Origin of the sequence: Nonomuraea sp. NPDC050022, assembly GCF_044460705.1 — a bacterium.
Taxonomy (GTDB): domain Bacteria; phylum Actinomycetota; class Actinomycetes; order Streptosporangiales; family Streptosporangiaceae; genus Nonomuraea.
Genome location: NZ_JBITKE010000001.1, coordinates 608,130 through 622,729 on the forward strand (window position 1 = coordinate 608,130; position 14,600 = coordinate 622,729).

Genomic DNA, 14,600 nt, shown 5'->3' on the forward strand with positions numbered 1-14,600 from the left:
GCACCCGCCCCTGGTCCCCACCAGATCGGCTGTGGAGTGGGTCTAGCCCCACTCACCTGTACGTCCAGGCCGATACCGCGCCACTCATGCGCTCCCTAACGTCGACACCACTCCAGACGACACGAGGGAAGAAGAGACATGGAAACCACCAACCATCAAGCCACCCAGCGAGCCTTCGGCAAGGCGAAGATCTTCATCGCGGCCTATGGAGCGCTCAGCGCCGCGGTCCTCATCACGGTCGCCATCCTCGCGATCACCGGACACACGGTGACCTCGTTCATGTGGGGCCGATCAGCCGGAGTACTCGCGAGCGCGGCGGTGACCTACTGGCTGACCGGCCTCGCCGCACGGGGAGCGCGAGGGGCCTTTCTCCGCGTACGCATCATCTCGATCATCATGCCGCTCGCGATCATCGGCGTCGACCTGATCCCCGGTGTCACCACGGTGTGGTTCGCCATGCTGCAGGCCACCTGCGCGCTCGCCCTCGCCGCGGTCGCCTTCATCGTCAACGGGTCCCGACTGCGCGCCGCCTTCTCCGGATGATCGTCTGGCCGGGCATTGCTGATGTCCGGTCAATGCCCTGGATCGGCGGCCAACCGCGATTGACACTTGGCCCATGAAATCGACAGTGAAGGCATTTCTCGCCGCGTCGGCATTGGCCTGCGTGGCAGTGGTGGGCACCGCGGGTGCGGCGAACGCGGCCACCGGGCGGCTGACCTTGATCAGCGGCACAGCCGCCGTCACCATCGCGTACCCCACCTGCCAGAGTCCGCGGCAGTATCCAGTGCAGCAGTACGAGATCGACGCATTCGTCAACGAGCCGCTGCCCGGCTGTCAGGCCGTCCTGGTCAACCTATCGGGCACCCAGAAAGTGCTGTGTGTCGGCCGCGGGAGCGTGCCTGCCGAATTTCGCCGGTCGGCAGGCGTCATCATCCAGCCGGGCATCGCGCCGGCCTGTACGTATTGAGTAGCGATCATCAGCCGGCGTTGTGGCGAAACCAGTCGAGCGTCGCGGCGATGCCCTCGGCGTGCGGGGTGACCTCGACCGGTCCGAACGCTTTACGGAAGGCCGAGTCGTCGGCGATGAACGGGCGGTCGCGCTGATACCAGGTTTCGCCGAGTTCGCGCACGGTGGGGTTGAACAGGCCGATGAGGCGCTGCATACCCCGGCCCAGCCCGGCGGTCTTCAGCTCGCCTCCCACCGCGGCACGCACGAGGTCGAGGAACTGGCGGCCGGTGATCGCCTCGGCGGCGGGCAGGTGCCAGGAGCGGCCGTCAGCGTCGGCGCGCTCGCCGAGGGTGACCAGCCCGGCGGCGATGTCCGGCAGGTACGCGACAGTGTGCGGCTGGTCGAGGTCGCCGACCCAGCGGGCGGTCTTGCCGGCCAGGGCGGCGGCGAAGATGGTCGGGCCGTAGGTGGTGTTGACGCCTCCGGGGCCGTAGTAGTCGGAGGCGCGCCCCATGGTCGCGCGGACCCGCCCGGACCGGTGGGCGTCGAGGATCAACTCGTCGACCTCGGCGCGGGCCCGGCCCTTGCGGGTGATGGCGGCGTGCGGGAGGTCTTCGGTCATGTGGCCGTCGACGGGTCCGTAGACGTACAAGTTGTCGGCCATGACCAGCTTCGCCCCGGCGGCCTCCACTCCGGTCAGGATCGTACGGATGAGGCCGGGGAACTCCTCGGCCCAGCGCTCGTACTTCGGCTGCGCGCACTGGTAGACGACCGCGGCGCCCTGGCAGGCGGCGAGGGCGCCCTCGGTGGTGGTGACGTCGGCCCGGAGGCCGTCTCGGCCGGAGGCGGCGCCCCGGCTGACGGCGCGGACCCGGTGGCCGCGGGCGGTGAGTTCGGCGACGACGGCCGAGCCGACCCCGCCGGTGGCACCAAGGACAACGTGCAGGTCAGACATAGTAAGAGTCCCCCGGAAGCTGGTTTCAAACCGTTGTTATGTAACAACGTTATGCTAATCTCGCTCCCATGGCAAGACCGAGAAATCGTGACTACGGCGAGCTTCGGCACGAACTCGTCGACGCCGGCGGCCGGCTCCTGGCCGCAGAGGGCCCGGCCGCGCTGACCACCCGCCGGGTCGTACAGGAGACAGGCGTGTCCACCACGGCCGTCTACCAGCTCTTCGGTGACAAGGCCGGCCTCGTCCGTGAGATGTTCCTGGCCGGCTTCGAGCGCCTCGCCGAGGCCTTCGCCGCCGTCCCTCGTACCAGCGACCCGGTCGCCGACCTGCTCGCACTCGGCCACGCCTACCGGACCAACGCCCTGGCCAACCCGCACCTGTACGAGCTCATGTTCGGCCGGCCGATCCCCGCCTTCCAGCCCGACGCCGCCACGGCCGCGCTGATCCAGCCGACCTTCGACACTCTCGTCGCCGCCGTGGCCCGCTGCGTACAGGAAGGCGAATTCGCGCCCGGTGAGCCTTATGCCCTCGCCGTGCGGATCAACGCGCTCGCGCACGGGCTGTGCAGCCTCGACCTGCGCGGCGCCCTTGGTGGCACCGACGAGGCACGCCGCCACTGGGACGACGCCTTCGACACCATGATGCGCGGACTGCGCGCCGCCGAATAGCAAAACCGGGCGGCCCCTGTGCGGGGGCCGCCCGGTCTTTTCATGAGGTCAGGCGATCGCCGGTTCGCCCGAGGAGCGCGGCGCGCTCACCGGAGCCTCGTCGAGCGACTGCGGGGGAGCGTTGAGCACCGCCTCGTCGAGACGACCCTCGCCGCGAGCGACGAGGACCGGCACCACCATCTGTCCCGCTACGTTGGTCGCGGTGCGGATCATGTCGAGGATCGGGTCGATGGCCAGCAGCAGGCCGACGCCCTCAAGCGGCAGGCCAAGGGTGCTCAGCGTCAGCGTGAGCATGACGATCGCGCCGGTCAGACCGGCCGTCGCGGCCGAGCCGACCACGGAGACGAACGCGATCAACAGGTACTCGCCGATCCCCAGCGGGACGTTGAACACCTGCGCCACGAAGATCGCCGCCAGCGCCGGGTAGATCGAGGCGCAGCCGTCCATCTTGGTGGTCGCGCCGAACGGCACGGCGAAGGAGGCGTAGTCGCGGTCGACGCCCAGGCGCTCGATGGTGACCTTCTGCGTCAGTGGCAGCGTGCCGACCGAGGAGCGGGAGACGAAGGCCAGCTCGATCGCGGGCCACGCGTTGCGGAAGAACGTGATGGGGTTGACCTTGCCGACCACCGCGAGCAGCGTCGGGTAGACGGCCAGCAGGACGATGAAGCAGCCGACGTAGACGCCGAGACTGAACTTGGCCAGCGGCGCGATCAGGTCCCAGCCGTACGTGGCGACCGACTTGCCGATCAGACCGGCGGTCCCGATGGGGGCCAGGCGGATGACCCACCACAGCGCCTTCTGGACCAGTTCGAGGATGGAACGGCTGAAGGTGAGGAACGGCTCGGCCTTCTCGCCGATCGCGATGGCCGCCGCGCCGAGGACGATCCCCAGGAAGACGATCTGGAGGACGTTGAGCTCGGTGAACGCCGTCACGATATTCGTCGGGATGATGCCGGTGAGGAAGTCGACCCAGGTGCCGACGTTCTCGGGCGCCTTCGCGCCCGCCGTGTTCAGGGTGATGCCCTGGCCCGGGTTGATGATCAGACCGAGGCCGATGCCGATGATGACGGCGATCAGCGCGGTGGCCAGGAACCAGAACAGCGTCTTGCCCGCCAGCCGGGCCGCGCCGTTGACGTTGCGGAGGTTGGCGACGCTGACCACCACGGCGGTGAACACCAGCGGCGGCACTGCCAGCTTCAGCAGCTGAACAAAGAGTTTTCCGACTTCGGTGAGCGTGGTGGCCAGCCAGGCGAGGTCCCAGATACGGGCGGCGAAGCCGAGGGCCACGCCCACGACCAGGCCCAGCAGCAACTGCAGGGAAAAAGAGAATCTCTTCACGATGAGGAAGGCTCCGAAAGACGGCATGCCTAAGAAGGCACGCGAAAGGGGGGCGGGTGAGGGGTCGGGGGATCCAGCGCTCGTCAGAGCGCGGTCAGCGACAGAGGGAGCCGGTCAGACGACAGAGATCGATGTGCAGCCGCTCAACAAGCCACACAGACAGGACGATGAACCTCACAGCACCACTTAACCGTAGTTAACGGGACACTATTCCGACTCTACGAGCGATCTATCTCACAAATCAAGCCTTTCCCGACCAGATGTCAGGGGATGCGTCACGCGTGGAACGGAACACGAACGTGGCCGCGCTGGGGGAGGGAACCTTCGGGGCAGCCCGCGCCGTCCCCGCCAGTTCGGCGACGACGCGGGCCTGCTCGGCGCGATCCCCCTCGCCGCGCAACGCCTCGCCGACCTCCACGCGTAGCGGCCCTGATCGGTCAGCGGTGAATGGCCGCGCTTGACCTCTACCGAAGTTGAGGTTCCAGACTGGGCCTCGTAGTCGTCAAGCGAGGAAAGTGAGCAGCTGTGCGAGTTGTACGAGTGGCGGAGTTCGGCGGCCCGGAGGTCCTTCAGATCACGACCGTGCCGGACCCGGCCCCCGGGCCAGGCCAGGTCGTCGTCGACGTCGAGGCCGCCGGAGTCCTGTCGATCGACACGGTGATCCGCGGCGGGCAGGCCGGTGACATCTTCCCGGTGCAACTGCCCTACGTGCCAGGCGTCGGCTCGGCGGGGCGGGTCAGCGCGGTCGGCGAGGGCGTCGATCGGGAGTGGATCGGCCGGCGGGTCCTCGCCGACGTCGAGAACGGCGGGTACGCCGAGCAGATCACCACAGCGCCGGAGAGCCTCATCCCGATCCCAGATGGCTTGGGGACGCGGGAAGCGTTGGCGTTGCTCCACGACGGCTCCACGGCGATGGCCCTCTTCGACCGGGTCGACCTGCGGCCCGGCGCGACCGTGTTCGTCCAACCCGCCGCCGGCGGCCTGGGCAGCGGGCTGGTGCAGCTCGCCCACGCCGCCGGCGCCCGTGTCATCGGCGCCGCCCGTGGCTCCCGCAAGCTCAAGGCCGTCAAGGAGCTCGGCGCCGACGTGGTGGTCGACTACAGTACGCCCGGTTGGCTCGACCAGGTCGGCAGGGTGGACGTGGTCTTCGACGGCGTCGGCGGGGAGCTCGGCCGGGCCGTCTTCGACCTGGTGGAGCCGGGCGGCACGTACTCCAACTACGGATTCTCCGGTGGCGGCGGGTTCACCGAGATCGACCGTGACGAGGCGGCGCGACGCGGGGTGACCGCGATCGGCATGGAGCAGCTTGTCGAGGGCCAGCCACATCGAAGGACGTGGGTGGGACGGGTGCTGAAGGAGGCGGTAGCCGGCCGGATCCGTCCGCTCATCGGCCAGACGTTCCCGCTGGAACACGCCGCCGAAGCGCACGCCGCCCTCGAGAACCGCGACACCCTGGGCAAGACCCTCCTGCTGACCTGACAGGTTTCTCGGTTGTGGTGAGCGTCCCGGACATAGAACAGAAGGGTTGGTGACAGCTGGCCCTCTGGGCGGGGTCAACCGCCGGCGGCCGATCGCCTGGTGTTCAGCTGGTCGAACCCCACCGCGACGAGGATGAGCACGCCGATGGCGATCTGCAGGTAGAAGGCGTTGATCGCCAGGAGGTTGCCGCCGTTGTTGAGTACGCCCATGATCAGTGCGCCGGTGGCGGCGCCGATCGCGCTGCCCTTCGCGCCGAAGAGGCTGGCGCCGCCGATGACGCAGGCGGCGATCGCGTTGAGCTCGAAACCGGTGCCGGCGGTGGGGATGCCCGCTCCCAGACGGGAGGCGAGCAGCACCCCGCCGAGGCCGGCGAGCAGGCCCGAGATCATGTAGACGGAGATCGTCACCAGGCGGACGGGGACGCCCGCGAGGCGGGCCGATTCGGGGTTGGAGCCGACGGCGTAGATGTAGCGGCCGAAGACCGTCCGGGCGAGGACGAACCACATCACGGCGGTGACCACGGCGGCGATGATGAGCAGGTTGGGGATCCCCAGGATCGTGCCGTTGGCGATGGTCTGGAACGCGTCCGGCACACCCTGAATGGTCTGGGCGTCCGTGGTGACCAGGACCAGGCCGCGGGCGATGCCGAGCATGCCCAGCGTCGCGATGAACGGCGGCAGCAGGGCCTTGGTCACCAGCAGGCCGTTGACGATCCCGAGCACCGTGCCGATGCCCACGCCGAGCAGGATCGACGGCAGGATCGGCACACCGGCGACCAGGAACTGCGCCGTGGAGGCGCCGGACAGGCCGAGGATGGAGCCGACCGACAGGTCGATCCCGGCGGTCAGGATGACCAGGAGCTGGCCGATCGCGATGATCCCGAAGATGGCGACCTGACGGGCGAGGTTGGCCAGGTTGTTGCCGGTGAGGAACTCGTCGCTGGCGAGCGTGAGGGCGCCGATCGCCACGAGCAGGACGACGAGCCCGCCGCTCTCCCGTCCGGCGATGTCGCCCAGCGTGACGACCCGCCGCTTCGGCTCGGCCGTCGGCTCGGGCGCCTGCCTGGGTTGCGGCACCGTCTCCAGCGCCGCCGCGTCGTCCGTCGCACCGCCGGGCGGCCTGTTGGTGATCGTCGTGGTCTCGATCGGCTCGCGCCAGACCAGCTTAGGCATCTCGGCTCACCCCTCCTGGGTCATCTCCGCCGCTCTGGAGCTCGCTCTTCGGAAGCTCACCGCTCTGGAGCTCACCGCTCTGGAGCTCACCGTCCGGGAGCTCACCGTCCGGGAGCTCGGCGTCCGGGAGGTCGGTGCCCCCGGCGCCGCTGGCCAGACGGAGGACGTCCTCCTCAGTGGCGGTTCCGGGAAGTTCGCCCGCGACCGCGCCGTCCCGCAGCACGAGGATGCGATCGGCGAGCCCCAGCAGCTCCGGCAGGTACGACGAGACCACGATGATCCCCAGCCCGTCGCCCGCCAAGTCACCGATGACGTTGTAGAGCTCGCCCTTGGCCCCGACGTCGATGCCCTTCGTGGGCTCGTCGAACATCAGTACCTTCGGCTTGGTGAGCAGCCACCGGGCGAGCAGGACCTTCTGCTGGTTGCCGCCGGACAGCGTCGACACCGGCTGGTCGTACGAACCGGCGCGCAGCCGCAGGCTGTCGAGCAGCCGGTCCGCCTCCTCGGTCTGTTCGCGGCCGGGCAGGAGCCCTCGGCGAGAGCCGCTGCGCAGGCTCGCGATGGTGACGTTCTCCCGGATCGACAGCTCCGGCAGCAGCCCCAGCACCTTGCGGTCCTCGGTGAGGAGCCCTACCCCGGCGTTCATCATCGTGCGCGGCCCGGACGGTTTCACCGACTTGCCCCTGACCTCCACCTCACCGGCCACGATGGGAGCGGCGCCGAAGATGGACAGCAGCAGCCCGCTCCGTCCCGCCCCCAGCAGCCCGCCGATGCCGAGGATCTCGCCCTCCCCGACGTGCAGGTCGATGCTCGGCGAGCGGTCGAACCGGCGCAGGCCCCGGACCCGCAGCGCGGGCGTCCCCGCGTGCCGGTGGGTCTCCGGATAGAGCGAGCTGATCTCCCGGCCGACCATCGCGGTGATCAGCCGGTCCTCGTCGTACCCGCTGATCGGCCCGGCCTCGGACAGGCCCCCGTCCCGCAGGACGGTCACCCAGTCGCCGATCTCGAACATCTCCTCCAGCCGGTGCGTCACGTACAGCATCGCTATGCCGCGCTCGCGCAGCCGCAGGATGTGCTGGAGAAGGCGCTCCGACTCCGCCTCGGTGAGCGCCGTGGTCGGCTCGTCGAAGACGATCACCTTGACGGAGTCCGCGGTCAGCACCTTGGCGATCTCCACGAGCTGGCGGGTGGCCGCCGGAAGGCGCTCCACGATCGCGTGCGGGCTGAGCTCCGTCAGGCCGACCTCGTCGAGGGCCTTCCTGGCGCGGGTCTCCAGCTGGTTCCTGGCGATGATCCCGGTCCGTGCCGGAAGGCGGCCCATGAACAGGTTCTCCGCGACCGACAGGTGGGGGAGCAGGCTGAGCTCCTGGTAGACGGCCTGGACGCCGGCCGCGCGTACCGATGCCGGGGTCGGCGCGGTGACCGGGCGGCCGTCGATCTCGTAGCTGCCGCTGTCGCGGCGCAGCGCACCCGTCAGCACCCGGATCAGGGTCGACTTCCCCGCGCCGTTCTCCCCGGCCAGGCAGTTCACCTGGCCGGGGACCAAGCGGAGCGAGACGTCGCTGAGAGCCTGGACGGGGCCGAACGCCTTGGAGACGCCGTGCAGCTCGACGACCGGCGCGGTCATCATTCCGCCTTCATCGTCGGCGGGTGGAGCAGTTGCTTCACATCCGGCGCCGTCATGTTGCCCTTGTCGGCCACGACCGCTCCGGGGTCGATGTCACGCGGCGGGATGCGGTTGACCGTGGCCATCCCGGCCGCCAGGACACCCTGGTAGCCGAAGAAGTACGGGTTCTGCACCACCAGCGCGTCGATCGTGCCGGCGGCGAGCGCGGCGTTCTCCTGCGGGTCGGAGTCGAAGGCCACGACGGGGACGGTCGCGGCGGCGTGGTTGTCCTGGATCGCCCGAGCCGCGCCGACACCTGAGGTGTTGTTGTCGGCGAAGACCCCCGCCAGGTTCGGGTTGGCGGTCAGCGCGTCGTTGACCTGCGACGCCGCGGTGTTGATGTCGTTGTTGTTGAAGCGCTGCAGCCCCACCTTGACCTGCGGGCAGTTGTTCGTGATGCCCTGCTTGAATCCGGCGTCCCGATCGACGAGTGACTGGATGCCGGCCACCGAGGACTCGATCATGACGGTGCCGCTCGTCTTGTTCTGCGCCTTGAGCAGTTCGCACATGCGCTTGCCCGCCTGGGTCCCGGCCTTGACGTTGTCGGTGCCGATGAACCCTTCCGAGGGGGTGGTCACGCGGCTGTCCACGGTGATGACCTTGAGCCCCGCCTTGCGCGCCCGGTCGATCGCCGAGTTCAGGGCGCTGGAGGAATTAGGCGCGATGACCAGCCCGTCAACGCCCCGGGAGATGGAGTTCTCGACCAGTTGTACCTGTTGGTCGATGTTCGTCTCGGAGGTCGGGCCGAACGTGCTCACATTGAGCCCGAAATCCCCGCCCGACTGCTTGGCCCCGGCGATCATCGTCTGCCAGAACGAGGAATCGCTCGCCTTGATGATCACATCGATCTTCTTGCCGCTCGCCAGCCCGCCCGCGCCGCCGCCCGCGGCGTGTCCGGCCGTGCTCGTCGCCCGGCCTCCCACCACTCCGAGTACCAGCGCCACCAGCGCGATCGCCGCGACCAGTGAGAGCGAGAAAACGATTCGAGAACTAGCCATGACGGCCCCCTGAAAGGTGTCTCAGGCGGCAGTCGCTCTCGGTCGTCGCGCCCCCGAGAACACCCTTCCAGCAAAGCCTGGGAATTCACTGGTTCGAAACTAGTAAAGAGAAAAGAACTCATTACTCGCATCCGCCAACCACCGCCCCGCTGAGCGACCAATGGCGGCGGTCATGGAGCGACTACGGCGGCGGTTGAGCGACCACGGCGATGGCGGCTGAGCGGCCACAGCGACTAGAGCGACTAGAGCAGGATGCGTCGGTGCCCCGCGTACTGGCGAGGGCGCTGGACCCTGGCGAGTTCGCGCAGGGCGCGCGACGCGCCGCTCCGCCTGGCCAGGGCGAGTGCCTGACGGGCCGCCTCGGCCGAGCGCTCCCTGTCATGGGCGTCGGCGTAGGCGTGGGCCATGCGGGCCAGGGCGTAGGCGACGGCGTACGTCGGCTGCGCCTTCGGCGGTCCCAGCTCCAGGATCTCGATCGCGCCACCGGCCTGACCGAGGTCGATGAGGCACCCGGCGCACAGCGCGTTGTGCGCCTCGGCCGAGCAGTCGAATCGGTAGGGCGGGTCCTCGCCCGGTTCCTCCAGCGACTGCGCCGACTCCTCCAGGCGGCGATGGCACATGTCCACGTCGCCGGCCAGGGCGTGGCCCTGCGCTTCGTGATGTCGGCACAAGGCGTCCATCCGCGGCGGAAGTTCGGCGCGTTCGCGGGCCGCGATGGCCAGGTCCACAAGCCGGCCGGGATCGCCGGTGGTGTCGGAAAGGCCGCCCCGCTGGGCCAGCGTGTACGCCTCCAGCAGCGCGTCCGCCGTTTCACGGGCGTCGCGGATGGCCTCGTCCGACCAGGTCAGCGCCCCGTCGGGGTCGCCGGCCTCGTGGTGCATGCGGCTGATCAGCTCGGCGTTCTCCGCGGCGAGCGCCAGGAAGGCCCGCCTGATCGGCGTACTGGCGTCGCGGTGGAACTCCTCGATCCCGGCGAAGACCGGCCGCAGCGCGTTGATCAGGTCGGCGGGGCGGAGGTCGGTCCGGGAGTAGGCGTCGAGGAGGGTCCTGAAGTAACGGACCGTCCCGTCATCGGCGCGCTGGGGCGCCTCGATCGCCCGGCCGGTACGCTCCTCCTCCTCGGCACTGAACATCCCCGACTGGAGCGGGATGTTCGTGACGTAGTGCCACCGTGTGGTGCCGGCCGCGTCCCCGACGAACAGGTCCGCCTCGTCCACGCCGAACGCCCGGCAGAGCAGCTCCGCGTGCGACTCGTCGAGCCGCCGCTCTCCGGTCTCCCACAGCCGGATCATCGAGCTGAGCGCCTCCGGTGCGGGCAGCTGATCACGCGTCGTCTCGTCCGCCGTGTCGGCCAGCCGTCTCCCGAGCTCGTCGCGGCTCCACAGCCGTCCACGGCGCAGGACCCTCAGGCGGGCGGCCCAGATCGGAACATCGATGTCAGCCATTGGCGTTCCTTCAGCGTCCGAGTGATTTGTCTCTATTGTCCGTTTCCCTGGGCTGTCTCGTTAATCCTGAATCGGTAGATCAGCCGGTTGACCTGGGCGGATGGCCGCCCTTGCGGGTGATGTCACATGGTGGTCCAAAGCCGGAAACCTCCGCGCAACCCTTGACATGCCATCCCGCCACCCAGCACGCTTGTCGGGAAATGAAAAGCCTTTTCACACAGTGAAAAGCATTGGAAGGCGGCCACACCCCCATGAGCCACGAACCCGCGCTCGCCCAGCACCCTCCCGACCATCCGGAACCAGCGGCGCCGTCCGCTGACGCCCGGCTGAGAACGGGGGCGCAGGCCGCCCTCGTGGCCCTCTCGGTCTATGTCGCGATCGAGTCGCTGAGCCTGGGTCTGTGGTCCTCGTTCGGCCCCGGGGCGGGGTTCTTCCCGTTCGTGCTGGGTGTGGCGCTCGGGGCGCTGAGTGTCGCGTGGTTCTTCCAGTCGATCCGCGCGGGGCGCGCCGACGCCGCGCCGGGTGACCGGACCGACGTCCCGCACGCCGTCGCCGTGCTGGTCAGCCTCGTGGTCCTGGCGGCGGTCATGGACCTGCTCGGCTACCAGATCAGCATGTTCCTGTTCCTTATGTTCCACCTCAAATGGCGGGCGGGACGAAGCTGGGCGCTGTCGCTGGTGCTCGCCCTGGTGGGCAGCGCGGGCGTCTTCTACGGCTTCGAGCACGGCCTGATGGTGCAGTTGCCGCCGTCGGCGATCCCGTTCCTCGCCGGATGGGGTCTGTGATGGACGTCCTGTCCGACCTGCTCGGCGGTCTGTCGACGGCTCTGTCGCCGCAGAACCTCCTGTACGCCTTCATCGGCTGCACACTCGGCACCCTGATCGGGGTCCTGCCCGGCATCGGCCCCGTCGCCGGGGTGGCGCTGCTCATCCCGCTCACCCTCAACCTGGACCCGACCAGCGCCATCATCATGCTGGCCGCCATCTTCTACGGCACCCAGTACGGCGGCACGATCACCAGCGTCCTGCTCAACACACCGGGCGAGGCCGCCTCCGCGATCACCACGATCGACGGCTACGCCATGACCAGGCAGGGCCGCGCGGGAGTCGCGCTCACCATCGCCGCGCTCGGCTCGTTCGTGGGCGGCACCGTCGCCACGGCGGGGCTCGTCGTCGCGGCCAAGCCGCTCGGCGACCTGGGCCTGCGGATCGGGCCGCCGGAGTTCTTCGCGCTCATGGTGCTCGGCATCTCGCTGCTTGTCGCGCTCGCGGGCCGCTCCATGACCAAGGCGCTCATCTCCGGCGTGCTCGGCCTGCTCATCTCCATGGTCGGCATCGACCCCGTGGGCGGGGCGCCCAGGTTCACCTTCGGCAGCGATCGGCTGCTCGACGGCATCAACTTCGTCGCCGTCATCATCGGCCTCTTCGGGCTGTCGGAGATCCTCGGCGCGGCCAAGGGCGGCACCGCCAAGGCGGTGGCGCCAGGGCTGCGGGCGCTCCTGCCCGGCCGTACGGACCTGCGGCGCAGCGTGCCGGCGATCGCCAGAGGCACCGGCATCGGGTTCGCGCTCGGGCTGATCCCGGGGATGACCGGCTCGGTCTCCTCGCTGCTCGCCTACGGCGCGGAGCGGAAGTTCGGCAGGCACCGCGCCGAGCTGGGATCGGGCGCGGTGGAGGGCGTCGCCGGCCCGGAGACGGCGAACAACGCGCACGCGAACGGCGCGCTCGTGCCGCTGTTCACGCTCGGCATCCCGGCCTCGCCGACGATCGCCGTGCTCATGGGCGCCTTCCTGCAGCAAGGGCTGACGCCGGGTCCCACGTTGTTCGCCGAGCACGCGGACGTCGCCTGGGGGATCATCGCCAGCCTGTTCGTCGGCAACGTCATCCTGCTGGTGCTGAACGTGCCGCTGGTCGGGGTGTGGACGTCCATCCTGCGCATCCCGTATCCGGTGCTGACCGCGATGATCCTCACCTTCATGGTGGTGGGCGCGTACACGATCAACTTCACCGTCTTCGACGTCTTCGTGATGGTCGCCTTCGGGCTGCTCGGCCTCGCGCTGCGCCGCCTGGACATCCCCCTCGCGCCCCTGGTGCTGACCCTCGTGCTCGGGCCGCTCATGGAACGTTCCCTGCGCGAATCGCTGGAGCTGTCCCAGGGCGATTTCACCGTCTTCCTCACCCGTCCGATCAGCGTCGTGTTGCTGGTGGTCGCGCTGGTCATCGCGGCGAGCCCGCTGCTGCGACTGCGCAAGCCCGCCGCGCTGACCGAAGATCCCGAAGCCTGACCAGAACGTCACCCCCCGAGAAAGAGGAGCCATCGTGAGACTCAAGATCGCAGTCATGGCCGTAGCCGTGACGACAGCGCTCGCCGCGTGCGGTGCCCAGCAGGCCGGCGGGGCCGCGGGCGCCTGGCCGCGCAAGGGGAAGCCGATCACCCTGATCGTCTCCTTCGCGCCCGGCGCGGCCGTCGACGCGGCGGCCCGCGTGGTCGCGCCCATGCTGGAGAAGGAACTGGGTACGAACGTCGAGGTGCTCAACCGGCCGGGCGCCGGCGGCCAGATCGGCTACACCGCGCTCAGCAAGGCCAAGGCGGACGGCTACACCATCGGCGCCACCGGCTCGCCGTCCATCGTCGTCTCACCCCTCGACCCGAGCCGGGGCGCCACCTACACGCGGCAGAGCTTCCAGCCGCTCGGCATGCAGGTCCTCGACCCGATGCTCGTCGGGGTCGACCCCGGCAGCCCGTACAAGACCCTGAAGGACCTGATCGAAGCGGTCAAGGCCAAGCCGAAGAGCATCACCGTCACCACCACGGGCGTGCAGACCGGCGAGCACTTCGCGCTGGCCGACATCCAGCAGAAGACAGAGGCGCAGTTCGCGCCCGTGCACTTCTCGGAGGGCGCCGCGTCGGCCATCGCCGCCTTCCTGGGCAAGCACGTCGGCGCGTACGTCGGCAACGTCAGCGACGTCAAGCCCCTCGTCGCCCAGGGCAAGATCAAGGTGCTCGGCGTCATGTCGGGGCAGCGCAGTCCGTTCCTGCCGGATGTGCCCACTTTCGCCGAGCAGGGGTACCAGGTCGAGCAGGCGACCGCCCGCGGCTACGCGGCTCCGGCGGGGGTGCCCGCCGAGGTGCGTACCAAGATCGAGGCGGCGCTGAAGAAGGCCATCGAGGATCCGGCGGTCGTCGCCAAGATGAAGGATCTCGGCCTGGGCACCGTCTACAAGTCCGGTCAGGAGTACGCCACGTACTGGACCGAGCAGGAAACCACCATCAAGCAGACCCTTCCCCTGGTCCGTAATGACAAAGGCTGATTCGAAAAAGGCTGAGAGGCAACGAACATGAGTGAACCCTCCGTGCTGAGCAGGCTCGCCGCCCTGCCCACCGCCAACATCGGCGATGCGATGGAGCGCCTCGGCATCCTCGACTCCCGGATCCGCCCGGTCTGGCCCGGCGCCCGCGTGGCCGGGTACGCCTTCACCGTATGGACCCGGTCGGGTGACAACGCGCTCATCCACCAGGCGCTCGAGGTCGTCGGGGCGGGCGACGTCATCGTGGTCAACGGCGGTGGCGACGAGTCCAGGGCGCTGATCGGCGAGCTGATCGGCCAGCGGGCCAAGAACAGCGGCGTGGCCGGATTCGTCATCGACGGAGCCGTCAGGGACGCCGAAGGGCTCGGCGAGATGGGCATGCCGGTCTTCGCCCGAGCGGTGACGCCCGCGGGGCCGTACAAGAACGGACCTGGTCATCTCGGCCGTACGATCGCGGTCGGCGGCGTCGCCGTCGCACCCGGAGACCTGATCCTCGGGGACGCCGACGGCGTGGTGGTGGTTCCGCTCGCCGAGGCCGAGCGGGTCGCGCAGGCGGCGGAGGCGGTCTTCAGCCTTGAGGAGGGCAAACGGGCTGCCATCCTTGAATCCACGTGACAACCGT

Annotated in this window: 15 protein-coding genes; 8 read left to right on the forward strand and 7 right to left on the reverse strand. The window is 69.2% G+C overall.

Annotated elements, in window-relative coordinates; all coding sequences use genetic code 11:
• Positions 1-138: 138 nt before the first annotated feature.
• A complete protein-coding gene (locus ACIBO2_RS02755; protein ID WP_358547308.1) occupies positions 139-543 on the forward strand; it encodes a hypothetical protein in 405 nt (134 codons plus the stop codon).
• An 85-nt stretch (positions 544-628) separates the two neighbouring features.
• On the forward strand, positions 629-967 hold the full coding sequence (locus ACIBO2_RS02760) for a hypothetical protein (RefSeq protein WP_397295001.1): 339 nt from the start codon (positions 629-631) through the stop codon (positions 965-967).
• A 10-nt stretch (positions 968-977) separates the two neighbouring features.
• Here the strand turns inward: ACIBO2_RS02760 and ACIBO2_RS02765 are convergent, their stop codons facing one another.
• The gene (locus ACIBO2_RS02765) at positions 978-1,904 is read right to left on the reverse strand and encodes an NAD-dependent epimerase/dehydratase family protein (protein ID WP_358547302.1); all 927 of its coding nucleotides are present in this window, start codon (positions 1,902-1,904) and stop codon (positions 978-980) included.
• Positions 1,905-1,972: 68 nt separating this feature from the next.
• Between ACIBO2_RS02765 and ACIBO2_RS02770 the strand changes: the two genes are divergently transcribed.
• Positions 1,973-2,572, forward strand: coding sequence for a TetR/AcrR family transcriptional regulator (locus tag ACIBO2_RS02770; protein ID WP_397295003.1), 600 nt, complete (start codon positions 1,973-1,975; stop codon positions 2,570-2,572).
• A gap of 48 nt (positions 2,573-2,620) precedes the next feature.
• Here the strand turns inward: ACIBO2_RS02770 and ACIBO2_RS02775 are convergent, their stop codons facing one another.
• Both ACIBO2_RS02775 and ACIBO2_RS02780 read right to left on the reverse strand, forming a co-directional pair.
• Complete coding sequence (locus tag ACIBO2_RS02775) at positions 2,621-3,910, reverse strand: dicarboxylate/amino acid:cation symporter (RefSeq protein WP_397295005.1); 1,290 nt, start codon at positions 3,908-3,910, stop codon at positions 2,621-2,623.
• Between the two features lie 94 nt (positions 3,911-4,004).
• A complete protein-coding gene (locus tag ACIBO2_RS02780; protein ID WP_357943094.1) occupies positions 4,005-4,088 on the reverse strand; it encodes a putative leader peptide in 84 nt (27 codons plus the stop codon).
• A 347-nt stretch (positions 4,089-4,435) separates the two neighbouring features.
• Here ACIBO2_RS02780 and ACIBO2_RS02785 point away from each other — a divergent pair, with 347 nt between their 5' ends.
• Positions 4,436-5,389, forward strand: coding sequence for a zinc-binding dehydrogenase (locus ACIBO2_RS02785; RefSeq protein WP_397295007.1), 954 nt, complete (start codon positions 4,436-4,438; stop codon positions 5,387-5,389).
• Positions 5,390-5,463: 74 nt separating this feature from the next.
• Here ACIBO2_RS02785 and ACIBO2_RS02790 read toward each other — a convergent pair whose 3' ends face one another.
• The 4 genes from ACIBO2_RS02790 to ACIBO2_RS02805 all read right to left on the reverse strand — a co-directional run bounded on the left by ACIBO2_RS02790 (position 5,464) and on the right by ACIBO2_RS02805 (position 10,670).
• Positions 5,464-6,561: an ABC transporter permease gene (locus ACIBO2_RS02790; RefSeq protein WP_358547290.1), complete on the reverse strand. Its 1,098-nt coding sequence runs from the start codon at positions 6,559-6,561 to the stop codon at positions 5,464-5,466.
• Positions 6,554-8,191: a sugar ABC transporter ATP-binding protein gene (locus tag ACIBO2_RS02795; RefSeq protein ID WP_358547287.1), complete on the reverse strand. Its 1,638-nt coding sequence runs from the start codon at positions 8,189-8,191 to the stop codon at positions 6,554-6,556. The genes ACIBO2_RS02790 and ACIBO2_RS02795 overlap by 8 nt, the downstream gene beginning before the upstream one ends.
• Complete coding sequence (locus ACIBO2_RS02800) at positions 8,188-9,225, reverse strand: ABC transporter substrate-binding protein (protein ID WP_358547284.1); 1,038 nt, start codon at positions 9,223-9,225, stop codon at positions 8,188-8,190. The genes ACIBO2_RS02795 and ACIBO2_RS02800 overlap by 4 nt, the downstream gene beginning before the upstream one ends.
• Before the next feature lie 242 nt (positions 9,226-9,467).
• Positions 9,468-10,670, reverse strand: a complete 1,203-nt coding sequence (locus ACIBO2_RS02805) for a hypothetical protein (protein ID WP_358547281.1) — start codon at positions 10,668-10,670, stop codon at positions 9,468-9,470.
• A 251-nt stretch (positions 10,671-10,921) separates the two neighbouring features.
• On the opposite strand from ACIBO2_RS02805, the gene ACIBO2_RS02810 reads away from it, so the two are divergent.
• Genes ACIBO2_RS02810 through ACIBO2_RS02825 form a run of 4 tightly spaced genes read left to right on the forward strand, consistent with a single transcriptional unit; the run spans position 10,922 to position 14,593 of the window.
• Positions 10,922-11,455, forward strand: coding sequence for a tripartite tricarboxylate transporter TctB family protein (locus ACIBO2_RS02810; protein WP_358547278.1), 534 nt, complete (start codon positions 10,922-10,924; stop codon positions 11,453-11,455).
• Positions 11,455-12,954, forward strand: a complete 1,500-nt coding sequence (locus ACIBO2_RS02815; RefSeq protein ID WP_358547275.1) for a tripartite tricarboxylate transporter permease — start codon at positions 11,455-11,457, stop codon at positions 12,952-12,954. Before ACIBO2_RS02810 ends, ACIBO2_RS02815 begins: the two co-directional genes overlap by 1 nt.
• 34 nt (positions 12,955-12,988) lie before the next feature.
• Positions 12,989-13,981 carry a tripartite tricarboxylate transporter substrate binding protein gene (locus tag ACIBO2_RS02820; protein ID WP_397295011.1) on the forward strand — a complete coding sequence of 331 codons (993 nt, stop codon included), beginning with the start codon at positions 12,989-12,991 and terminating at the stop codon, positions 13,979-13,981.
• A gap of 27 nt (positions 13,982-14,008) precedes the next feature.
• Complete coding sequence (locus ACIBO2_RS02825; RefSeq protein ID WP_358547269.1) at positions 14,009-14,593, forward strand: methyltransferase; 585 nt, start codon at positions 14,009-14,011, stop codon at positions 14,591-14,593.
• Positions 14,594-14,600 lie beyond the last annotated feature (7 nt).